This is a genomic window from Pseudomonas sp. B21128 (assembly GCF_044218865.1).
Classification (GTDB): domain Bacteria; phylum Pseudomonadota; class Gammaproteobacteria; order Pseudomonadales; family Pseudomonadaceae; genus Aquipseudomonas; species Aquipseudomonas iridis.
This window is the reverse complement of record NZ_CP162590.1, coordinates 1,597,226-1,614,650: the sequence shown is the minus strand read 5'-3', so window position 1 is coordinate 1,614,650 and position 17,425 is coordinate 1,597,226. Positions and strand designations below refer to the sequence as shown.

Below are 17,425 nucleotides of genomic sequence, written 5' to 3'. Positions count from 1 at the left end.
TTTGAATTTGCGCATGTTCATGAGCGAAGTACCACACCGCTGTCGTCTTCCCACCACACGAAAACCTGATCGCCCCAGGTCGGACGGGCGCCACGGCGTTCGGCGTTGGCGACGAAGGACTGCACCAGTTTGCCGCTCGGCAGTTCGACGTAGAACACCGAGTGCCCGCCAAGATAGGCAATGTCGTGCACCTTGCCGCTCGACCAGTTGTATTCGCAGGTCGGTTGTTCGGCGGTGACCAGCAGTTTCTCCGGACGAATCGCGTAGGTGACCGACTTGTCCTGCACCGAGGTGCTGATGCCGTGACCCACATAGATCTGCCGGTCGAGGTCCTTGCAAGTGATGGTCGCGTGACCCTCGGCGTCGTCGATCACTTCGCCTTCGAAGATGTTGACGTTACCGATGAATTCGCAGACCAGACGGCTGGTCGGGGTTTCGTAGATGTCGATCGGGCTGCCGATCTGGGCGATCCAGCCCAGGTGCATGATCGCGATGCGCTCGGCCATGGTCATGGCCTCTTCCTGGTCGTGGGTCACCATCACGCAGGTCACGCCGACGCGCTCGATGATTTCCACCAGTTCGAGCTGCATCTGCGACCGCAGTTTTTTATCCAGTGCGCCCATCGGTTCGTCGAGCAGCAACAGCTTTGGCCGCTTGGCCAGCGAACGTGCCAAAGCAACACGCTGACGCTGACCGCCCGACAGTTGATGCGGCTTGCGCTTGGCGTATTGGCTCATCTGCACCAGTTTGAGCATCTCGGCGACGCGGGCTTCGACTTCAGCCTTGGGAATCTTGTCCTGCTGCAAACCGAACGCGATGTTCTGCGCCACGGTCATGTGCGGAAACAAGGCGTAGGACTGGAACATCATGTTGATCGGACGTTCGTACGGCGGCATGTCGGTAATGTCGACGCCGTCGAGAAAAATGCGCCCCTCCGTGGGCCGTTCGAACCCTGCCAGCATCCGCAGCAGAGTGGATTTGCCCGATCCCGAACCGCCGAGCAGGGCAAAGATCTCGCCCTTTTTGATTTCCAGGGACACGTCGTCCACGGCAATCGTCTCGTCGAACTTCTTCGTGACCCGGTCGATTTTGACCAACACCTGTTTGGGTGTCTGGTCGCCCTCGAGGGCTTTCTTATAGGCGCCGGAGGCAACTGCCATTTACGAAACTCCCAGAAAAAAAGAGTGCAGTTCGCCCAATACGGACGAACCCAGGATAGTTTGTGCCTTACATCCCCGACTTGACCTTGGTCCAGCTGCGGGTCATCAGGCGCTGAATGTTCGGTGGCAACTCGGTCGACACGTAGGCCTTGTCGATCACGGCCTGTGGCGGATAAACCGACTCATCGGTACGGATGGATTGATCCATCAGCTTGTCCGAGCCCGGGTTGGGGTTGGCGTAACCGACAGAATCACTGACCTGGGCGATCACCTCAGGTTTCAACAGATAGTTGATGAAGGCGTGGGCCTGCTTCACGTTCGACGAATCCTTGGGAATCGCCAACATGTCGAACCACAACGCGCCGCCTTCTTTCGGCACCGTGTAGGCGATGTTCACGCCCTTCTTGGCTTCTGCCGCGCGGTTCTTCGCCTGGAAGATATCGCCGGAGAAACCGATGGCCACGCAGATGTCGCCGTTGGCCAGGTCGCCGATGTATTTCGAAGAATGGAAGTAGGTCACGTAGGGGCGCACGGCGAGCAATTTGTCGGTGGCTTTCTTGTAGTCCTTGGGATTGGTGCTGTTGGCATCCAGACCCATGTAGTTGAGCACGGTCGGCATCATTTCATCGGCCGAATCGAGGAATGCCACGCCGCAGCTTTGCAGTTTCTTGATGTTTTCCGGCTCGAACAGCACGCCCCAGGAATCGATCTTGTCGACGCCCAGCACAGCCTTCACTTTATCGACGTTGTAGCCGATGCCGTTGGTGCCCCACAGGTACGGTACGGCGTACAGGTTGCCAGGATCGTTCTGCTCCAGACGCTTGAGTAGCGCCGGGTCGAGATTCGAGTAATTTGACAGCTGCGCCCGGTCGAGTTTCTGGAACGCGCCCGCCTTGATCTGCTTGCCGAGGAAGTGGTTCGACGGCACGACCACGTCGTAGCCGGTACGCCCGGCGAGCAACTTGCCTTCCAGGGTTTCGTTGGAGTCGAACACGTCGTAGACCGGTTTGATCCCGGTCTCTTTCTGAAAGTCGGCCAGCGTCGATTCGCCGATGTAATCCGACCAGTTATAAATATGCACCGTGCCGGCGGCTTGGGCACCGATGGCGATCGTCAGGCCGGCAGCGGCCAGCAGGGCATTGCGCAAAGAAGAAAAAACAGGCACGTGGAGGTCCTCTAAATTAGTTGGGCCCAAGTTGCCCAGCGCTGCATGACAGCCATGGCTGCCCGGCAACAAAACCGGCGCGCAACTTACCCTCGAAAAACCGTTCCGGCAAAACTTTCCGTCATTTAATTATTCCGCTGGCCGCCGTCGCGCAGACGACGGCCAGTGGTTGCTGCTTCAAACCGGATTATTTGCCGGATTTGATCTTGGTCCAGCTGCGAGTGATCAGACGCAGGGTCGCTGCATCCAGATCACTGATCGCGTAGAGCTGCTTCTTCACTTCAGCCGAAGGATAGATGCTCGCATCGCTGGTGATGTCTTTGTCCACCAGCGGCGTGGCCGCCTTGTTGCCGTTCGGGAAACGCACGGCGTTGGTGATCTCGGCCATCACTTCCGGCTGCAGCAGATAGTTCATGAACTTGTAAGCCGCATCGACGTTGGTGGCATCTTTTGGCATGGCAACCATGTCGTAGAACGTGCCGGCGCCTTCCTTCGGAATGGTGTAGGCCAGTTTGACCTTGTCACCGGCTTCCTTGGCGCGCGACTTCGACTGCTCCAGGTCACCCGAGTAACCCACGGCCACGCAAATGTTGCCGTTGGCCAGGTCGGAGATGTACTTGGAGGAATGGAAGTAGGCGACCGAAGGACGAATCTTGAGGAACAGATCTTCGGCGGCTTTCAGGTCAGCCTTGTCTTTGCTGTTGGTCGGCTTGCCCAGATAGTGCAGCGCCGCCGGAATCATTTCGGTCGGTGCGTCGAGGAAGCTCACGCCGCAGCTTTTCAGCTTCGCCATGTTTTCAGGCTTGAACACGACATCCCAGGAGTCGATCTTGTCGATACCCAGTGCAGCCTTGACCTTCTCCGGGTTGTAGCCGATGCCGATCGAGCCCCACATGTACGGAAACGCGTGTTTGTTGCCCTGGTCGCTGGCATCGCCAACGGCTTTGAGCAGGTCTTCGTCGAGGTTTTTCCAGTTCGGCAGCTTGGACTTGTCCAGCTCCTGATACACGCCGGCCTTGATCTGCTTGGCGAGGAAGTTGTTGGAAGGCACCACGATGTCGTAACCGGATTTACCGGCCAGCAGTTTGGCTTCCAGGGTTTCGTTGCTGTCGAACACGTCGTAAACGACTTTGATGCCGGACTCTTTTTCAAACTTGGCCACGGTGTCCGGTGCGATGTAGTCGGACCAGTTGTAGACGTGCAACACCTTGTCGTCCGCCTGAACCGCACCCGCCATCATGCCCGCGATGGACAGAGCGAGAAGTGTCTTGCCAGCAAGCTTTTTGCCTAATGCCTTCATGCGTAATGCTCCAAATTTTTCTTTTTTGAACCACTTTGTTCAGCGGCCGAACCCGGACAACTGGAACCGCGGCTAGTCTGGCAAGATCCGAGGCGGTCTTTCAAGGAAAGACCAGCCTTTCTGACAGCTTTGCGCGAGAGCGCCGAGGCTTTCCCGCACAAAGCCTAGCACTTAGCCCTGCAACGCACTGAGGGTCAGGTCCAGACACTTGCGTGCCTTTGTAACCAGCTCGTCGATTTCCGCTTTGCTGATCACCAGCGGCGGCGCAATGATCATGGTGTCGCCCACGGCGCGCATGATCAGCCCGTTGTCGAAGCAGAACTGGCGGCAGATCATGCCCACGCCCTTGCCCTCGTAACGTTTGCGGGTGGCCTTGTCTTGCACCAGCTCGATCGCCCCCAGCAGACCGACCCCGCGAACTTCACCCACCAACGGGTGATCGTTCAGTTCCCGCAGACGTTTCTGCAAATACGGTGCCGTTTCGTTGTGCACGTTCTCGATAATCTTTTCGTCGCGCAGAATACGGATGTTTTCCAGGCCCACTGCCGCCGCCACCGGGTGGCCGGAGTAGGTGAAACCGTGGTTGAAATCGCCGCCTTCATTGAGCACCGCGACCACTTCATCACGCACGATCAGGCCACCCATCGGGATGTAGCCGGAGGTCAGGCCCTTGGCGATGGTCATCATGTCGGGCTTGAGGTCGTAGAAATCGCTACCGAACCACTCACCGGTGCGGCCGAAACCACAGATCACCTCATCCGCGACGAAGAGGATGTCGTACTGGGCGAGGATTTCCTTCACGCGCGGCCAGTAGCTGTCGGGCGGAATGATCACGCCGCCGGCGCCCTGGATCGGCTCGGCAATAAAGGCACCGACGTTGTCGACGCCGACTTCGAGAATTTTCTCTTCCAGCTGATTGGCCGCCCAGATCCCGAAATCTTCCGGGGACATGTCGCCGCCTTCGGCGAACCAGTACGGCTGGGCGATGTGGACGATGCCCGGGATCGGCAAATCGCCCTGCTCATGCATATAGGTCATGCCGCCCAGGCTCGCGCCGGCCACGGTGGAACCGTGATAACCGTTCTTGCGGCTGATGATGACTTTCTTGTTCGGCTGGCCTTTGATCGCCCAATAGTGGCGAACCATGCGCAACATGGTGTCGTTGCCTTCAGAGCCGGAACCGGTGAAGAACACGTGGTTCATGCCTTCTGGCGCGATGTCGGAGATGGCCTTGGCCAGTTCCAGTGCCGGCGGGTGCGCAGTCTGGAAAAACAGGTTGTAGTACGGCAGTTCGCGCATCTGTTTGCTGGCGGCATCGGCCAGTTCATCGCGACCGTAACCGATGGCCACGCACCACAGACCGGCCATGCCGTCGAGGATCTTGTTGCCTTCACTGTCCCACAGGTAAACGCCCTTGGCGTTGGTGATGATCCGCGGGCCCTTCTCTTTCAGTTGCTTGAAATCGCTGAACGGGGCCAGGTGGTGATCGCTGCTCAGCGCTTGCCACTCACGGGTTTGCGGGTTGTTGCTGGTCATGCCAATTCTCCTTGTTATCGGTGAAGGCGCGGCGGCTGACCACCGCGCCCAGGCGTATCAGACGGCGAAGAGCAGGTACTCACGCTCCCACGAACTGATCACGCGCTTGAAGTTTTCATGCTCGGCCCGCTTGACCGCGACGTAGCCCGTGATGAAAGTTTTGCCCAGGTATTTCTCGACGGTCGAGCTGTTTTCCATGCGTTCCAGCGCGTCTTCGATGGTCAACGGCAGGCGCAGGTTGCGGCGTTCATAGCCACGACCCACCACCGGCGCGCTCGGGTTGAGGCCCTCGACCATGCCGATGTAACCGCAGAGCAGGCTCGCGGCGATCGCCAGGTACGGGTTGGCGTCGGCGCCCGGCAGACGGTTTTCCACGCGGCGGTTCTGCGGGCCGGCATCCGGAACGCGCAGGCCCACGGTGCGGTTTTCTTCGCCCCACTCGACGTTCACCGGGGCAGAGGTATCCGGCAGGAAGCGGCGGAACGAGTTGACGTTGGGGGCGAACAGCGGCAGCAATTCCGGGATCAGCTTCTGCAGGCCACCGATGTGGTGCAGGAACAGCTGGCTCATGGTCCCGTCTTCATTAGAGAAGACGTTTTTACCGGTCTCGATGTCGATGATGCTCTGGTGCAAGTGCATCGCGCTGCCCGGTTCACCGGTCATCGGCTTGGCCATGAAAGTGGCGGCCACGTCGTGCTTGAGCGCGGCTTCGCGCATGGTGCGCTTGAACACCAGAATCTGGTCGGCCAGCGACAGCGCGTCACCGTGACGGAAGTTGATTTCCATCTGCGCGGTGCCGTCTTCGTGGATCAGCGTGTCGAGATCCAGTTCCTGCAACTCGCACCAGTCGTAGACGTCTTCGAAGAGCGGGTCGAATTCGTTCGCGGCTTCAATAGAGAACGACTGACGACCGATTTCCGGACGCCCGGAGCGGCCGATCGGCGGCTGCAACGGATAGTCAGGGTCGTCACTGCGCTTGGTCAGGTAAAACTCCATCTCTGGCGCCACGATCGGCTGCCAGCCCTTGTCGGCGTAGAGTTTGAGTACTTTCTTGAGGACGTTGCGCGGCGACAGTTCGATCGGGTTGCCTTGCTTGTCGTAGGTGTCGTGAATCACCTGGGCGGTTGGCTCGATGGCCCACGGCACCATGTACACGGCGTTCTGGTCGGGGCGGCAGATCATGTCGATGTCGGCCGGGTCGAGCAGTTCGTAATAGATGTCGTCTTCGACGTAGTCGCCGGTTACGGTTTGCAACAGAACGCTTTCTGGCAGGCGCATGCCTTTTTCGGCGATGAACTTGTTGGTCGGCGAGATCTTGCCCCGGGTAATACCGGTCAAGTCGGCGATCATGCATTCGACTTCTGTGATCTTGTGGTCTTTCAACCAATCGGTGAGCTGGTCGAGGTTGTTACTCATAAATGCCTCTGGGCTGAGTCTCCTGACGCTATGTCAGGCAAGGTTTGACGCTTGTGCGTCGCGTTAAAGGGGGTTTGCGTGCGCGCAGTGCCGGCTTACGCCTGGCACCGCGCATAGACAATGAAAGAGAAGCTTACCTGCCCTTTACGCTGGCGTTGCATTTCCTGTGCACAAGCGGCACGTGCAGAATCATGAGCACGGCTTGAAAAGCGGCACAGGCTTTGTGGGAGAAAGAGATCTATATTGGAAGGAGACGCCATAAAGAGGATGGCTTCCCGTGCGTCCAGAATATCGGACGTTGCCGTTTTGACGGCGCCTGCGCGCGAGACCATCGTCGGCAGGCTGCGAGCCTGATTGACGGCGCGATGCACGGACGATTCGCCACTGATGTGATAAGCATGCAGACCGGACTGTTGCGAGCAGTCGGTGACGCCGATTATCGACAGGCGAGACATGAAGCACCCCGGTATTATTGCTGTTATGGGTTTGATCGGAGCTTAGCCTTGTTCATTTTTTTACACAACACCCCCGTAAAAAATACAACACGGCCTGCTCAAGCCTGCGGGTGCCAAGCGCTCCAAGGGCCAAAAACTACCCGGAAATGCCCCATAAACGCCCTCACAGCGCTTTTTTAGGGCAAAAAAGGCCTTGCTTGACTTCGGCAGGCCGTTCGGGTTGACTGAAACCAGAAAAGATCAATGATTGATATTTTTAACAACAAAGGTGTTGCATCATGTCGGTACCCCCGCGTGCCGTTCAGCTCAACGAAGCGAACGCGTTCCTTAAGGAACATCCTGAGGTTCTGTACGTTGACCTTCTGATTGCGGATATGAATGGTGTGGTGCGCGGCAAGCGCATTGAACGCACCAGCCTCCACAAGGTTTACGAGAAAGGCATCAACCTGCCGGCCTCTCTATTTGCTCTGGATATCAATGGTTCAACGGTGGAAAGCACCGGTCTGGGCCTGGACATCGGCGACGCCGATCGTATCTGCTATCCGATCCCCGATACCCTGTGCAACGAGCCATGGCAGAAGCGCCCTACCGCGCAACTGTTGATGACCATGCACGAACTCGAAGGCCAGCCGTTCTTCGCTGACCCGCGTGAAGTGCTGGCTAATGTGGTGCGCAAGTTCGACGAACTGGGCCTGACCATCTGCGCCGCGTTCGAGCTCGAGTTCTACCTGATTGACCAGGAGAACGTGAACGGTCGTCCGCAACCACCACGCTCGCCGGTTTCCGGCAAACGTCCGCACTCGACTCAGGTTTACCTGATCGACGACCTAGACGAATACGTCGATTGCCTCCAGGACATTCTGGAAGGCGCCAAAGAGCAAGGCATTCCAGCCGACGCCATCGTCAAGGAAAGTGCCCCGGCGCAGTTCGAAGTGAACCTGCACCACGTTGCCGACCCGATCAAGGCGTGCGACTACGCGGTACTGCTCAAACGGCTGATCAAGAACATCGCCTACGATCATGAAATGGACACCACTTTCATGGCCAAGCCTTACCCTGGCCAGGCGGGCAATGGTCTGCACGTGCACATTTCGATTCTGGATAAAGAAGGCAAAAACATTTTTGCCAGCGAGGATCCCGAGCAGAACGCCGCGCTGCGTCACGCGATCGGCGGTGTGCTCGAGACCCTGCCCGCGCAGATGGCTTTCCTCTGCCCTAACGTCAACTCCTACCGTCGATTCGGCGCACAGTTCTACGTGCCGAACTCGCCATGCTGGGGCCTGGACAATCGCACCGTGGCGATTCGCGTACCGACCGGCTCGGCCGATGCCGTGCGGATCGAACACCGCGTTGCCGGTGCCGATGCCAACCCGTACCTGCTGATGGCTTCTGTGCTGGCTGGCGTGCATCACGGCCTGACCAACAAGATCGAACCGGGCGCGCCCGTCGAAGGCAACAGCTACGAACAGAACGAACAAAGCCTGCCGAACAACTTGCGCGATGCCCTGCGTGAGCTGGACGACAGCGAGGTGATGGCCAAGTACATCGATCCGAAATACATCGATATCTTCGTCGCCTGTAAAGAGAGCGAGCTGGAGGAGTTCGAACACTCCATCTCCGACCTCGAGTACAACTGGTATCTGCATACCGTTTAAGCGGTTGTAGCTGCATAAAAACGCCGTTGGCTGATTCAGCCAGCGGCGTTTTTTTATGGCCCACACTAAAGTCCTGCCTGGGATTAATGGCCGCCTGCGGCGGATCGCTGGCAAGCCAGCTCCCACAGGGTTCTGTTGTGTACTCAAATTCTGTGTTCGACACAGATCACTGTGGGAGCTGGCTTGCCAGCGATGGCGTCCGGGCAGACAAACACAACAGCCGGCTCGTACAATGCCCGCTGCCCCGCAGGAGACTTTCATGACGCGTCCCGCCCCCGTCCGCAAACCCCGCGCCCGCAGTCAGGCGCGGATCGATTCGATACTCGACGCCGCGCGCACGCTGCTGGCCGCCGAGGGCGTGGCCAGCCTGTCGATCTACAGCGTGGCCGAGCGCGCGCAGATTCCGCCCTCTTCGGTTTACCACTTCTTCGCCAGCGTCCCGGCGCTGCTTGAAGCCCTGACAGCGGATGTGCACGCGGCATTCCGCGCCTGCCTGCAAGCGCCGATCGATCATCATGCCTTGCGCGACTGGCGCGACCTGTCGCGGCTGGTCGAACAGCGGATGCTGGAGATTTACGACGAAGACGCCGCCGCCCGCCAGTTGATCCTTGCCCAGCATGGCCTCACCGAAGTCACCCAGGCCGACCGTCAACACGACATCGAACTGGGCGACCTGATGCACAAGCTGTTCGATCATCACTTCGAACTGCCGAGGCTGCCGGAGGATGTTGATGTGTTTGCCCTGGCGATGGAATTGGGCGACCGCGTTTACGCGCGTTCAGTGCAGCAACACGGGCAGATTACGCCGCGCATGGCAGAGGAAGGAATGCGCGTGTTTGATGCGTATATCGGGTTGTATTTACCGCCCTATCTGCCCAAGAGATCCCTGCTGATCTGACTGGCCGCATCGCTGGCAAGCCAGCTCCCACAGGATTATCTGTCGGTCCAAAAATCTGCATACGCCGACGATTTTTGTGGGGGCTGGCTTGCCAGCGATGGCCGCGTCGTCGATTTCAAGCCAGGCACAACAAACCCCGAAGGGCTCACACCCTCCGGGGTTGTTTTTTATCACCGGCTTACAACTTGGCGATCGAGACCTCGGTGGATTTCACAAAGGCGATCACTTCGCTGCCGACCACCAGTTCCAGCTCTTTTACCGAGCGCGTGGTGATGACCGACGTAACGATGCCGGAAGCGGTCTGCACGTCGATTTCCGACAGCACGTCGCCGAGGACGATTTCCTTGATAGAGCCTTTGAACTGGTTGCGTACGTTGATGGCTTTGATCGTCATGATATTTCTCCTGAGGTCGAAATAAGCGGCAAGTGGCAAGCTTCAAGTGGCAAGCAAAAGCACAGCGCTTCTACTTGTAGCTCGTAGCTTGAGGCTCGCAGCTGCTTCATTGCGCCCAACGCAGTTGCGTAGGCAGTGGTGAAACAGGTTCCGGCGCCGGCGGTTCGCCGGGCAGGGACAGAACTCGGTTGAGCACTTCGGTTTCCAGCGCCGCCAGTCGATGCGAACCACGCACTCGCGGTCGCGGCAACTCGACATGCAGGTCGAGGCCGACTTCACCGCCCTCGATCAGAATCACCCGGTCGGCAATCGCCACCGCTTCGCTGACGTCGTGGGTGACCAGCAACACCGTGAAACCGTGTTGCTGCCAAAGGCGTTCGATCAGTTGCTGCATCTCGATGCGGGTCAGCGCATCCAGCGCGCCGAGCGGTTCGTCGAGCAACAGCAGACGCGGCTTGTGAATCAAGGCTCGGGCCAGAGCAACACGCTGCTTCTGACCACCGGACAAGGCGGCCGGCCATTCATTGGCACGGTCCGCCAGGCCGACCGCTTCCAGTGCAGCCAACGCTTGTGGGCGCCAGTTGCCTGAGAGCCCGAGGCCGACGTTGTCGATGATCTTTTTCCACGGCAACAGCCGTGCTTCCTGGAACATCAATCGGGTGTCTTGCCGTGCATCGCCGAGCGGCGCAGCACCTGCGAGCAAGTCACCACCCGTTGGCTGATCGAGGCCGGCAAGCAAGCGCAGCAAGGTACTTTTGCCGCAACCGCTGCGCCCGACCACAGCAACAAACTGCCCTGCCGGAATGTGCAGATCGATATCGCGCAGCACCTGCCGGGTACCGAAGGTTTTTTGCAGGTTGCGCACTGCCAGCGGAATTCCGCGCAGCAGGTGTGGAGGTTGTTGAGCGGTCATGCTGCACCTCCTTTGGCAACCTGATAGGCCGGATGCCAGCGCAGCCACACACGTTCAAGTCCACGCGCCGCAAGGTCGGCGAGTTTGCCGAGTACCGCGTAAAGCAGAATCGCCAGCACCACCACATCAGTCTGCAAAAACTCCCGGGCATTCATCGCCAGATAGCCGATGCCGGAGCTGGCAGAAATGGTTTCGGCGACGATCAGCGTCAGCCACATAAAGCCCAGAGCGAAGCGCACACCGACCAGAATCGAAGGCAACGCTCCCGGCAGGATCACCTGCCAGAACAGGCTGAAGCCGCTCAATCCATAATTGCGCGCCATCTCGACCAGCGCGGGGTCGACGTTGCGGATGCCGTGATAGGTGTTGAGGTAGATCGGGAACAGCGTGCCCAACGCCACCAGAAAAATCTTCGCCGACTCATCAATGCCGAACCAGAGAATCACCAGCGGAATCAGTGCCAGATGCGGCACGTTGCGGATCATCTGCACCGAACTGTCGAGCAAGCGTTCGCCCCACTTCGACAGACCGGTAATGAAGCCCAACACCAGACCGAGGCTGCCGCCGATGGTGAAGCCCAGCGCGGCGCGCCAGCCGCTGATTGCCAGGTGCGTCCAGATTTCACCACTGCGCACCAGACTCACGCCGGCCTCGATTACCGCCACCGGTGCCGGCAGAATCCGTGTCGACAACCAGCCCGCCGACACCGACAACTGCCACACCGCCAGCAGCAACACCGGCAACGCCCAAGGCGCCAGACTGTGGATGATTTTCTTCATGGCGCGCCTCAGCTCTGCGACGCGGCTTTGGGAAGAATGTCGTTGGCGACCATCTCGCCGAAAGGGCTGACATAACCGGCGCTTTTCGGCAGTTCCGGGCGCTCGATGTCCAGGTGCGGGAACAGCAATTCGGCGACGCGATACGACTCTTCGAGGTGTGGATAACCGGAGAAGATGAAGGTATCGATGCCCAGATCCGCGTATTCCTTCACCCGAGCGGCCACGGTCGGACCGTCGCCAACCAACGCCGTCCCGGCACCGCCGCGCACCAGCCCGACGCCGGCCCACAGGTTGGGACTGACTTCGAGGTTGTCGCGACTGCCGCCGTGCAATGCGGCCATGCGTTGCTGGCCGACTGAATCAAAGCGCGCCAGCGAAGCCTGGGCACGAGCAATGGTGTCATCGTCCAGATGCGAGATCAGACGATCCGCCGACTGCCAGGCTTCAGCATTGGTTTCACGGACGATCACATGCAGACGAATGCCGAAGCGCACGGTGCGTCCGAGCTTGGCGGCTTTGGCGCGCACCTGTTCGATTTTCTCCGCCACCGCTGCGGGCGGCTCGCCCCAGGTCAAAACCATTTCGACCTGTTCGGCCGCCAGATCCTGCGCCGCTTCCGAGGAGCCACCAAAGTACAGCGGCGGACGCGGCTGCTGGATCGGCGGATAGAGCAACTTCGCACCTTTGACGCTGATGTGCTGACCATCGTAATCAACGGTTTCGCCTTCCAGCACGCGGCGCCAGATGCGGGTGAATTCCACCGAGGCTTGATAGCGCTCCTCGTGACTGAGGAACAGACCGTCACCGGCCAATTCTTCCGGATCACCACCGGTCACCAGATTGAATAGCGCCCGCCCGCCAGACAGGCGATCCAGCGTGGCCGCCTGACGCGCCGCCACCGTCGGGGAGATAATCCCCGGGCGCAGGGCGACAAGAAACTTCAGACGCTGGGTCACCGGGATCAGCGACGCCGCCACCAGCCAGGAATCTTCGCAAGAACGGCCAGTGGGAATCAGCACACCGCCAAAACCCAAGCGATCCGCCGCTTGCGCGACCTGTTGCAGATACCCGTGGTCAACAGCACGGGCGCCTTCGGAGGTGCCAAGGTAATGGCCGTCGCCGTGGGTAGGCAGGAACCAGAAAATATTGAGGCTCATGGAGTGGTCTCCTTGGGGATTCGAATTACTGCGCGTTGGCCACAGCGGCCGGTGGGGTCCAGATCACATCCTTGATGCTCAAAGGCTTGGGAATCAGTTTGAGCTGGAAGAACGTGTCCGCGATTTTCTGTTGCGCGGCGATCACCTCCGGGGTCAGAAACAGCGCACCGTAGCCCTGGCGTTTGACCGCGGTCAGGGTGATGTCCGCCGGCAGGCCGAGCAGCGGCGCGACCTGTCGGGTCACGTCTTCAGGATTGGCTCGTGACCACTCCCCAACCGCGCGCACTTCTTCGACGAGAGTCTTGATCACCTCGGGATTTTTCTGTGCGTAGGGTTTGGTTGCGAGATAGAACTGGTGGTTGTCGACGATGCCTTTGCCGTCGCGCAGGGTGTGCGCTTGCAGCTGTTTCTCGGCGGCCGCCTGATACGGATCCCAGATGACCCAGGCATCAACGCTGCCACGCTCAAAAGCGGCGCGAGCATCGGCCGGCGGCAGGAATACGGTTTGGATATCGGTGTATTTGAGTCCGGCGTCTTCCAGTGCGCGCACCAGCAGGTAGTGGACGTTGGAGCCTTTGTTCAGCGCGACCTTCTTGCCTTTGAGATCGGCCACCGATTTGATCGGTGAGTCTTTCGGCACGAGGATCGCTTCGCTGTTCGGCGCTGGGGGCTCGTAGGCGACATATAGCAGATCGGCACCCGCCGCCTGGGCGAATACCGGTGGCGTTTCACCCGTCACGCCGAAGTCGATCGAACCGACGTTCAAGCCTTCGAGCAGTTGCGGGCCACCGGGAAATTCCGTCCATTGCACGTCGACGCCTTGGGCGGCCAGGCGTTTTTCCAAAGTGCCTTTGGCTTTGAGCAGCACCAGCGTGCCGTACTTTTGATAACCGATCCGAAGCGTCTCGGCCTGAGCTTGAGTGATGGCGCCGAAGGACACAGCCGCAGCAAACAGAGCGACCAGACCACGACGCAAAAATACAGTGCGCATAGCGCTCTCCTTTTTGCTGTTGGGTTTTGGCTGCACCTGCTTGCCCGTTGGCGGGCGAGTAAGGCGAGTACTTCAAATTCTTATGAGGCTTAAATGCTCCAGCGAGCACTCAACAAACGTTCGTTCAGCAGGCCCGGCTCCAGCGGTTTCGGCCGGCGGGCCATGGCACTGACAAACTGATCCAGCGCTTCATGCAGTCGCTGTTCCAGCGCCGGTGCCAACTGCGCCTGGGCACTGCCTTCGCCATAGGCGATCTGGCTGTCCTCGGCGAAAATCCCCTGAAGCATTTCCTGGGCTTTTAATGCCGACAGCACGGGCTTGAGGGCGTAATCGACCACCAACATGTGAGCGATGCTGCCGCCGGTGGCCATCGGTAAAACAACCTTGTGGTTCAAGGCACGTTCGGGCAGCAGATCAAGCACAGTCTTCAGGGCGCCTGAAAACGAGGCCTTGTACACCGGGGTAGCGATCAGCAAACCGTCGGCGTTTTCAATCTGTTGCAAAAGGTCGAGCACCTTGGGGCTATCAAAACGAGCGTGGAGCAGATCTTCGGCCGGGAAATCCCGTACCTGATAACTCACCACTTCCACCCCTTGCTGTTGCAACCAGCGTTGCGAGCGATCCAGCAGAACTCCAGAACGGGAGCGCAGGCTGGGACTGCCACCGAGTGAGACGACCAGCATTGAGATAATTCCTTAAGCGTTACAGGCGATTCGCAGGTTGCGATCTCGCTTCAATGTGAGAGACCTTACCAGCTGATTTATATATCCATAAATCATATTTATTCATTTGGTTATGCATTTTGGAGATATGCGTTTCAGCCTTCTCCGGACGAAAAAAAGGCCGTCGAAACGGCCCGAAATCCCCTGCTATGTGGATGCGACAAAGTTAACGCTGTGTAGATTGAACTGACGTCATCGCGAGCAAGCTCGCTCCCACACTGGATTTTCAGTGAACACAGTTTTGTATTCAGCCAAAGACAACTGTGGGAGCGAGCTTGCTCGCGAAAGCGGTAGTCAGCTCACCGCAATCTCACTGGCTCACTTGTTCGGCTGCGGCGTCAGGCGCAGATAAGGTTTGACCGCGCGATAGCCTTTCGGAAAGCGCTGCTTGATCTCTTCTTCATCCTTGAGCGACGGCACGATCACCACTTCATCACCGTCCTGCCAGTTGGCCGGGGTGGCCACTTTGTAGTTGTCGGTAAGTTGCAGTGAATCGATCACCCGCAGAATCTCGTGGAAATTGCGCCCGGTGCTCGCCGGATAGGTGATGGTCAGGCGAATCTTCTTGTTCGGATCGATCACGAACAGCGAACGCACCGTCAGGGTGTCATTGGCGTTCGGGTGGATCAGGTCATACAGATCCGAAACTTTGCGATCCGCGTCGGCCAGGATCGGAAAGTTGACGACAGTGTTCTGGGTTTCGTTGATGTCTTCGATCCACTTGTGGTGCGAGTCCACCGGGTCTACCGACAGCGCGATAGCTTTGACGCCGCGCCGGCTGAATTCATCCTTGAGCTTGGCGGTGAACCCCAGCTCGGTGGTGCACACCGGGGTGAAGTCCGCCGGATGGGAAAACAGCACGCCCCAGCTATCGCCTAGCCATTCGTGAAAACGAATCTTGCCTTCGCTGGAGTCTTGCTCGAAATCGGGGGCGATGTCGCCGAGTCTGAGGCTCATGGTGCTGCTCCTGATGAGAGGGTGGAGACCTCAACTGTAGCTTGGCTTTTATGATCATGAAAAAGAATATATAACTAGATATGTATGCTTTTTAGGAATATTAAACTTCTGTTCACTGGACGCTAGGCCGCATCGCGACGAACATCGGTCGCAAGGTTCGAGAAGGCCTTGAGTTGCTGTAAAGAGGGAAATGTCGGGGAAGGCTTACGGGGGTGGGCCTGACCCGGAAACGCAAAAGCCCCGTCCGACGCGATGCCGGACGGGGCTTTTTTACATCCGCGGTTCGACGCGCGCTATTACATCAGCGGGATCGAGTAGCTGACGATCAGGCGGTTTTCATCCTGGTCGCGAACGCCCGGAATGTTGGTGCGCCAAGTAGCGTTTTTCCACATGACGCCAACGTTTTTCAGCGGGCCTTCTGGCACGACATAACCGATGGTCAGGTCGCGTTCCCACTCGGAGCTGTTAGTGCCAGCAGGTGCGTTAGCGGTTCTGTTGGTGTCGATATCGTAACCACGCAGGTAGACCATACCCGCTGTCAGGCCAGGCACGCCGACTTTGGCGAAGTCATACGAGTAGCGTGCTTGCCAGGTTTTCTCGCCAGCACGACCGAACTTCTGGATCTGCATGTCGGTGATGGTGTAGTTCGACGAACCGTCGCCCTGGTTCAGCCAAGGGAAGTCGCTGCTACCATTGGAAACCTGGTAACCGCCGCCGAAGGTGTGACCCGCCACGGTGTAGAGGAACAGGCCGCTGTACAGGTTGTTGTCAACCTTACCCTTGCCGTTCGACGTGCTGCTGTAGTTGCCGTTGCTGTAGTAAGCAGGGGTATTGCTGTTGGCGCCGTCATCCGAGCTGTTGAAGTAACGGAAGTCGGACTTCAACACACCTGGACCGATTGCCCAGTTATGAACCAGACCCAGGAAGTGTTGCTTGTAGAAATCTTCCAGGTTGCCGTAGTAGTACTGAGCAGTCAGGTCTTTGGTGATTTTGTAGTCACCACCGGCGTAGATGAACTTGTTGCTGTTGGCTACGCGCGCATTGGCGCCACCAATCGACAGCTGTTCATTGTTACTGGAGTTACGACCTTTGACGTGCTCAATCTGACCACCGACCAGAGTCAGGTCTTTGATTTCGCCGGAAGTGATCTGGCCGCCCTGCCAGGTTTGCGGCAGCAAACGACCGTCGTTGGTGACGATAACCGGCAACTTTGGCTGCAGGGTGCCCAATTTCAGTTCGGTCTGGGAAACCTTGGCCTTGGCGGTCAGACCGAGGCTGGAGAAGTTATCGACAGCTTCGCCATTACTTTCGCTTGGGAAAACAGTGCCGCCGTAAGAAGTAGCAGTCGAACCGGCAGTGGCGCCGCTCGAATCCAGACGCACGCCCAACAGGCCGATGGCGTCGATACCGAAACCGACGGTGCCTTGGGTGTAACCCGAGATGAAGCGCAGATCGAAGCCTTGGCCCCATTCTTCGTTCTTGTTGGCGCCTGGGCCACTACGGTTATCCGTGTTGATGTAGAAGTTACGCAGCCCCAAAGTTGCCTTGCTGTCTTCGATGAAACCGGCGGCGCCTGCCTGCTGCGCCATAACCCCTACGGCCACAGCCAGGGCCAAGGTGGACTTGTTCATGTAAAGCTCCTCTCGTTTCTAATTCTTCTGCTTATTTCTGTCGGCTTCGGATCGATTGCCCGAAATCCTGATCGCTTGGTCGTTTGATCGCAGTGGACCTTTACCCCAGTCAAAGCCGCGAAAGAATACCTCGGCATAGTCCCAAAAAGAATTGTTTCACTCTTTTTCATAGCACCGGGATATATAAAGGCACCGCAGATTGGAGGTATCGGCTTAAACCCGGATTCCTGAACCCTTTAGATTGTCGAGGGGCAAAAATGCCAAAGCACCGCAGTGACTTTTTAGCGCTGGACGGG

The 17,425-nt window shown here is 58.3% G+C and carries 16 protein-coding genes; 2 read left to right on the top strand and 14 right to left on the bottom strand.

The features are described from left to right. Window positions 1-17: 17 nt before the first annotated feature. The 6 genes from AB4P91_RS07105 to AB4P91_RS07080 form a co-directional block, all read right to left on the bottom strand. Window positions 18-1,160 (bottom strand): ABC transporter ATP-binding protein, encoded by a 1,143-nt coding sequence (locus tag AB4P91_RS07105; RefSeq protein WP_115146591.1) that lies wholly within the window; start codon window positions 1,158-1,160, stop codon window positions 18-20. A gap of 67 nt (window positions 1,161-1,227) precedes the next feature. Then, window positions 1,228-2,325, bottom strand: a complete 1,098-nt coding sequence (locus AB4P91_RS07100; protein WP_150593541.1) for a polyamine ABC transporter substrate-binding protein — start codon at window positions 2,323-2,325, stop codon at window positions 1,228-1,230. A 187-nt stretch (window positions 2,326-2,512) separates the two neighbouring features. Continuing rightward, a complete protein-coding gene (locus tag AB4P91_RS07095; RefSeq protein WP_150593540.1) occupies window positions 2,513-3,625 on the bottom strand; it encodes a polyamine ABC transporter substrate-binding protein in 1,113 nt (370 codons plus the stop codon). 171 nt (window positions 3,626-3,796) lie between these two features. Then, window positions 3,797-5,161, bottom strand: a complete 1,365-nt coding sequence (locus tag AB4P91_RS07090; protein ID WP_395604546.1) for an aspartate aminotransferase family protein — start codon at window positions 5,159-5,161, stop codon at window positions 3,797-3,799. Between the two features lie 57 nt (window positions 5,162-5,218). Continuing rightward, window positions 5,219-6,577 (bottom strand): glutamine synthetase family protein, encoded by a 1,359-nt coding sequence (locus AB4P91_RS07085; protein WP_042561639.1) that lies wholly within the window; start codon window positions 6,575-6,577, stop codon window positions 5,219-5,221. Between the two features lie 95 nt (window positions 6,578-6,672). Beyond that, window positions 6,673-7,032 (bottom strand): glutamine amidotransferase, encoded by a 360-nt coding sequence (locus tag AB4P91_RS07080; protein ID WP_395604545.1) that lies wholly within the window; start codon window positions 7,030-7,032, stop codon window positions 6,673-6,675. Window positions 7,033-7,310: 278 nt separating this feature from the next. On the opposite strand from AB4P91_RS07080, the gene AB4P91_RS07075 reads away from it, so the two are divergent. Both AB4P91_RS07075 and AB4P91_RS07070 read left to right on the top strand, forming a co-directional pair. Next, on the top strand, window positions 7,311-8,687 hold the full coding sequence (locus AB4P91_RS07075; protein WP_150593537.1) for a glutamine synthetase family protein: 1,377 nt from the start codon (window positions 7,311-7,313) through the stop codon (window positions 8,685-8,687). A 259-nt stretch (window positions 8,688-8,946) separates the two neighbouring features. Then, complete coding sequence (locus AB4P91_RS07070; RefSeq protein ID WP_150593536.1) at window positions 8,947-9,585, top strand: TetR/AcrR family transcriptional regulator; 639 nt, start codon at window positions 8,947-8,949, stop codon at window positions 9,583-9,585. A gap of 178 nt (window positions 9,586-9,763) precedes the next feature. Here AB4P91_RS07070 and AB4P91_RS07065 read toward each other — a convergent pair whose 3' ends face one another. The 8 genes from AB4P91_RS07065 to AB4P91_RS07030 form a co-directional block, all read right to left on the bottom strand. Continuing rightward, window positions 9,764-9,979 carry a molybdopterin-binding protein gene (locus tag AB4P91_RS07065; RefSeq protein WP_003229256.1) on the bottom strand — a complete coding sequence of 72 codons (216 nt, stop codon included), beginning with the start codon at window positions 9,977-9,979 and terminating at the stop codon, window positions 9,764-9,766. A gap of 106 nt (window positions 9,980-10,085) precedes the next feature. Continuing rightward, the gene (gene ssuB / locus AB4P91_RS07060; RefSeq protein WP_395604544.1) at window positions 10,086-10,892 is read right to left on the bottom strand and encodes an aliphatic sulfonates ABC transporter ATP-binding protein; all 807 of its coding nucleotides are present in this window, start codon (window positions 10,890-10,892) and stop codon (window positions 10,086-10,088) included. Then, entirely contained in the window at window positions 10,889-11,671 is a 783-nt protein-coding gene (ssuC, locus tag AB4P91_RS07055; RefSeq protein WP_395604543.1) for an aliphatic sulfonate ABC transporter permease SsuC, read from the bottom strand. Before ssuC ends, ssuB begins: the two co-directional genes overlap by 4 nt. Window positions 11,672-11,679: 8 nt before the next feature. Further along, a complete protein-coding gene (gene ssuD / locus AB4P91_RS07050) occupies window positions 11,680-12,828 on the bottom strand; it encodes an FMNH2-dependent alkanesulfonate monooxygenase (RefSeq protein ID WP_150593533.1) in 1,149 nt (382 codons plus the stop codon). Window positions 12,829-12,853: 25 nt separating this feature from the next. Further along, the gene (locus AB4P91_RS07045) at window positions 12,854-13,819 is read right to left on the bottom strand and encodes a sulfonate ABC transporter substrate-binding protein (protein ID WP_395604542.1); all 966 of its coding nucleotides are present in this window, start codon (window positions 13,817-13,819) and stop codon (window positions 12,854-12,856) included. An 89-nt stretch (window positions 13,820-13,908) separates the two neighbouring features. Next, entirely contained in the window at window positions 13,909-14,502 is a 594-nt protein-coding gene (ssuE, locus tag AB4P91_RS07040) for an NADPH-dependent FMN reductase (protein WP_150593531.1), read from the bottom strand. A 357-nt stretch (window positions 14,503-14,859) separates the two neighbouring features. Further along, the gene (locus AB4P91_RS07035; RefSeq protein WP_395604541.1) at window positions 14,860-15,498 is read right to left on the bottom strand and encodes a peroxiredoxin; all 639 of its coding nucleotides are present in this window, start codon (window positions 15,496-15,498) and stop codon (window positions 14,860-14,862) included. 296 nt (window positions 15,499-15,794) lie between these two features. Then, complete coding sequence (locus tag AB4P91_RS07030; protein ID WP_150593529.1) at window positions 15,795-17,129, bottom strand: OprD family porin; 1,335 nt, start codon at window positions 17,127-17,129, stop codon at window positions 15,795-15,797. Window positions 17,130-17,425: the final 296 nt, after the last annotated feature.

What these genes read in the sequence shown, in the direction of transcription:
- AB4P91_RS07070 (WP_150593536.1), top strand. Translation starts at nt 8,947, where the DNA reads ATGACGCGTCCCGCCCCCGTCCGCAAACCCCGCGCCCGCAGTCAGGCG.
- AB4P91_RS07105 (WP_115146591.1), bottom strand. Translation starts at nt 1,160, where the DNA reads ATGGCAGTTGCCTCCGGCGCCTATAAGAAAGCCCTCGAGGGCGACCAG.
- AB4P91_RS07045 (WP_395604542.1), bottom strand. Translation starts at nt 13,819, where the DNA reads ATGCGCACTGTATTTTTGCGTCGTGGTCTGGTCGCTCTGTTTGCTGCG.
- ssuE (WP_150593531.1), bottom strand. Translation starts at nt 14,502, where the DNA reads ATGCTGGTCGTCTCACTCGGTGGCAGTCCCAGCCTGCGCTCCCGTTCT.
- AB4P91_RS07035 (WP_395604541.1), bottom strand. Translation starts at nt 15,498, where the DNA reads ATGAGCCTCAGACTCGGCGACATCGCCCCCGATTTCGAGCAAGACTCC.
- ssuD (WP_150593533.1), bottom strand. Translation starts at nt 12,828, where the DNA reads ATGAGCCTCAATATTTTCTGGTTCCTGCCTACCCACGGCGACGGCCAT.
- ssuB (WP_395604544.1), bottom strand. Translation starts at nt 10,892, where the DNA reads ATGACCGCTCAACAACCTCCACACCTGCTGCGCGGAATTCCGCTGGCA.
- AB4P91_RS07095 (WP_150593540.1), bottom strand. Translation starts at nt 3,625, where the DNA reads ATGAAGGCATTAGGCAAAAAGCTTGCTGGCAAGACACTTCTCGCTCTG.
- AB4P91_RS07085 (WP_042561639.1), bottom strand. Translation starts at nt 6,577, where the DNA reads ATGAGTAACAACCTCGACCAGCTCACCGATTGGTTGAAAGACCACAAG.
- AB4P91_RS07030 (WP_150593529.1), bottom strand. Translation starts at nt 17,129, where the DNA reads ATGAACAAGTCCACCTTGGCCCTGGCTGTGGCCGTAGGGGTTATGGCG.
- AB4P91_RS07080 (WP_395604545.1), bottom strand. Translation starts at nt 7,032, where the DNA reads ATGTCTCGCCTGTCGATAATCGGCGTCACCGACTGCTCGCAACAGTCC.
- AB4P91_RS07065 (WP_003229256.1), bottom strand. Translation starts at nt 9,979, where the DNA reads ATGACGATCAAAGCCATCAACGTACGCAACCAGTTCAAAGGCTCTATC.
- AB4P91_RS07090 (WP_395604546.1), bottom strand. Translation starts at nt 5,161, where the DNA reads ATGACCAGCAACAACCCGCAAACCCGTGAGTGGCAAGCGCTGAGCAGC.
- AB4P91_RS07075 (WP_150593537.1), top strand. Translation starts at nt 7,311, where the DNA reads ATGTCGGTACCCCCGCGTGCCGTTCAGCTCAACGAAGCGAACGCGTTC.
- ssuC (WP_395604543.1), bottom strand. Translation starts at nt 11,671, where the DNA reads ATGAAGAAAATCATCCACAGTCTGGCGCCTTGGGCGTTGCCGGTGTTG.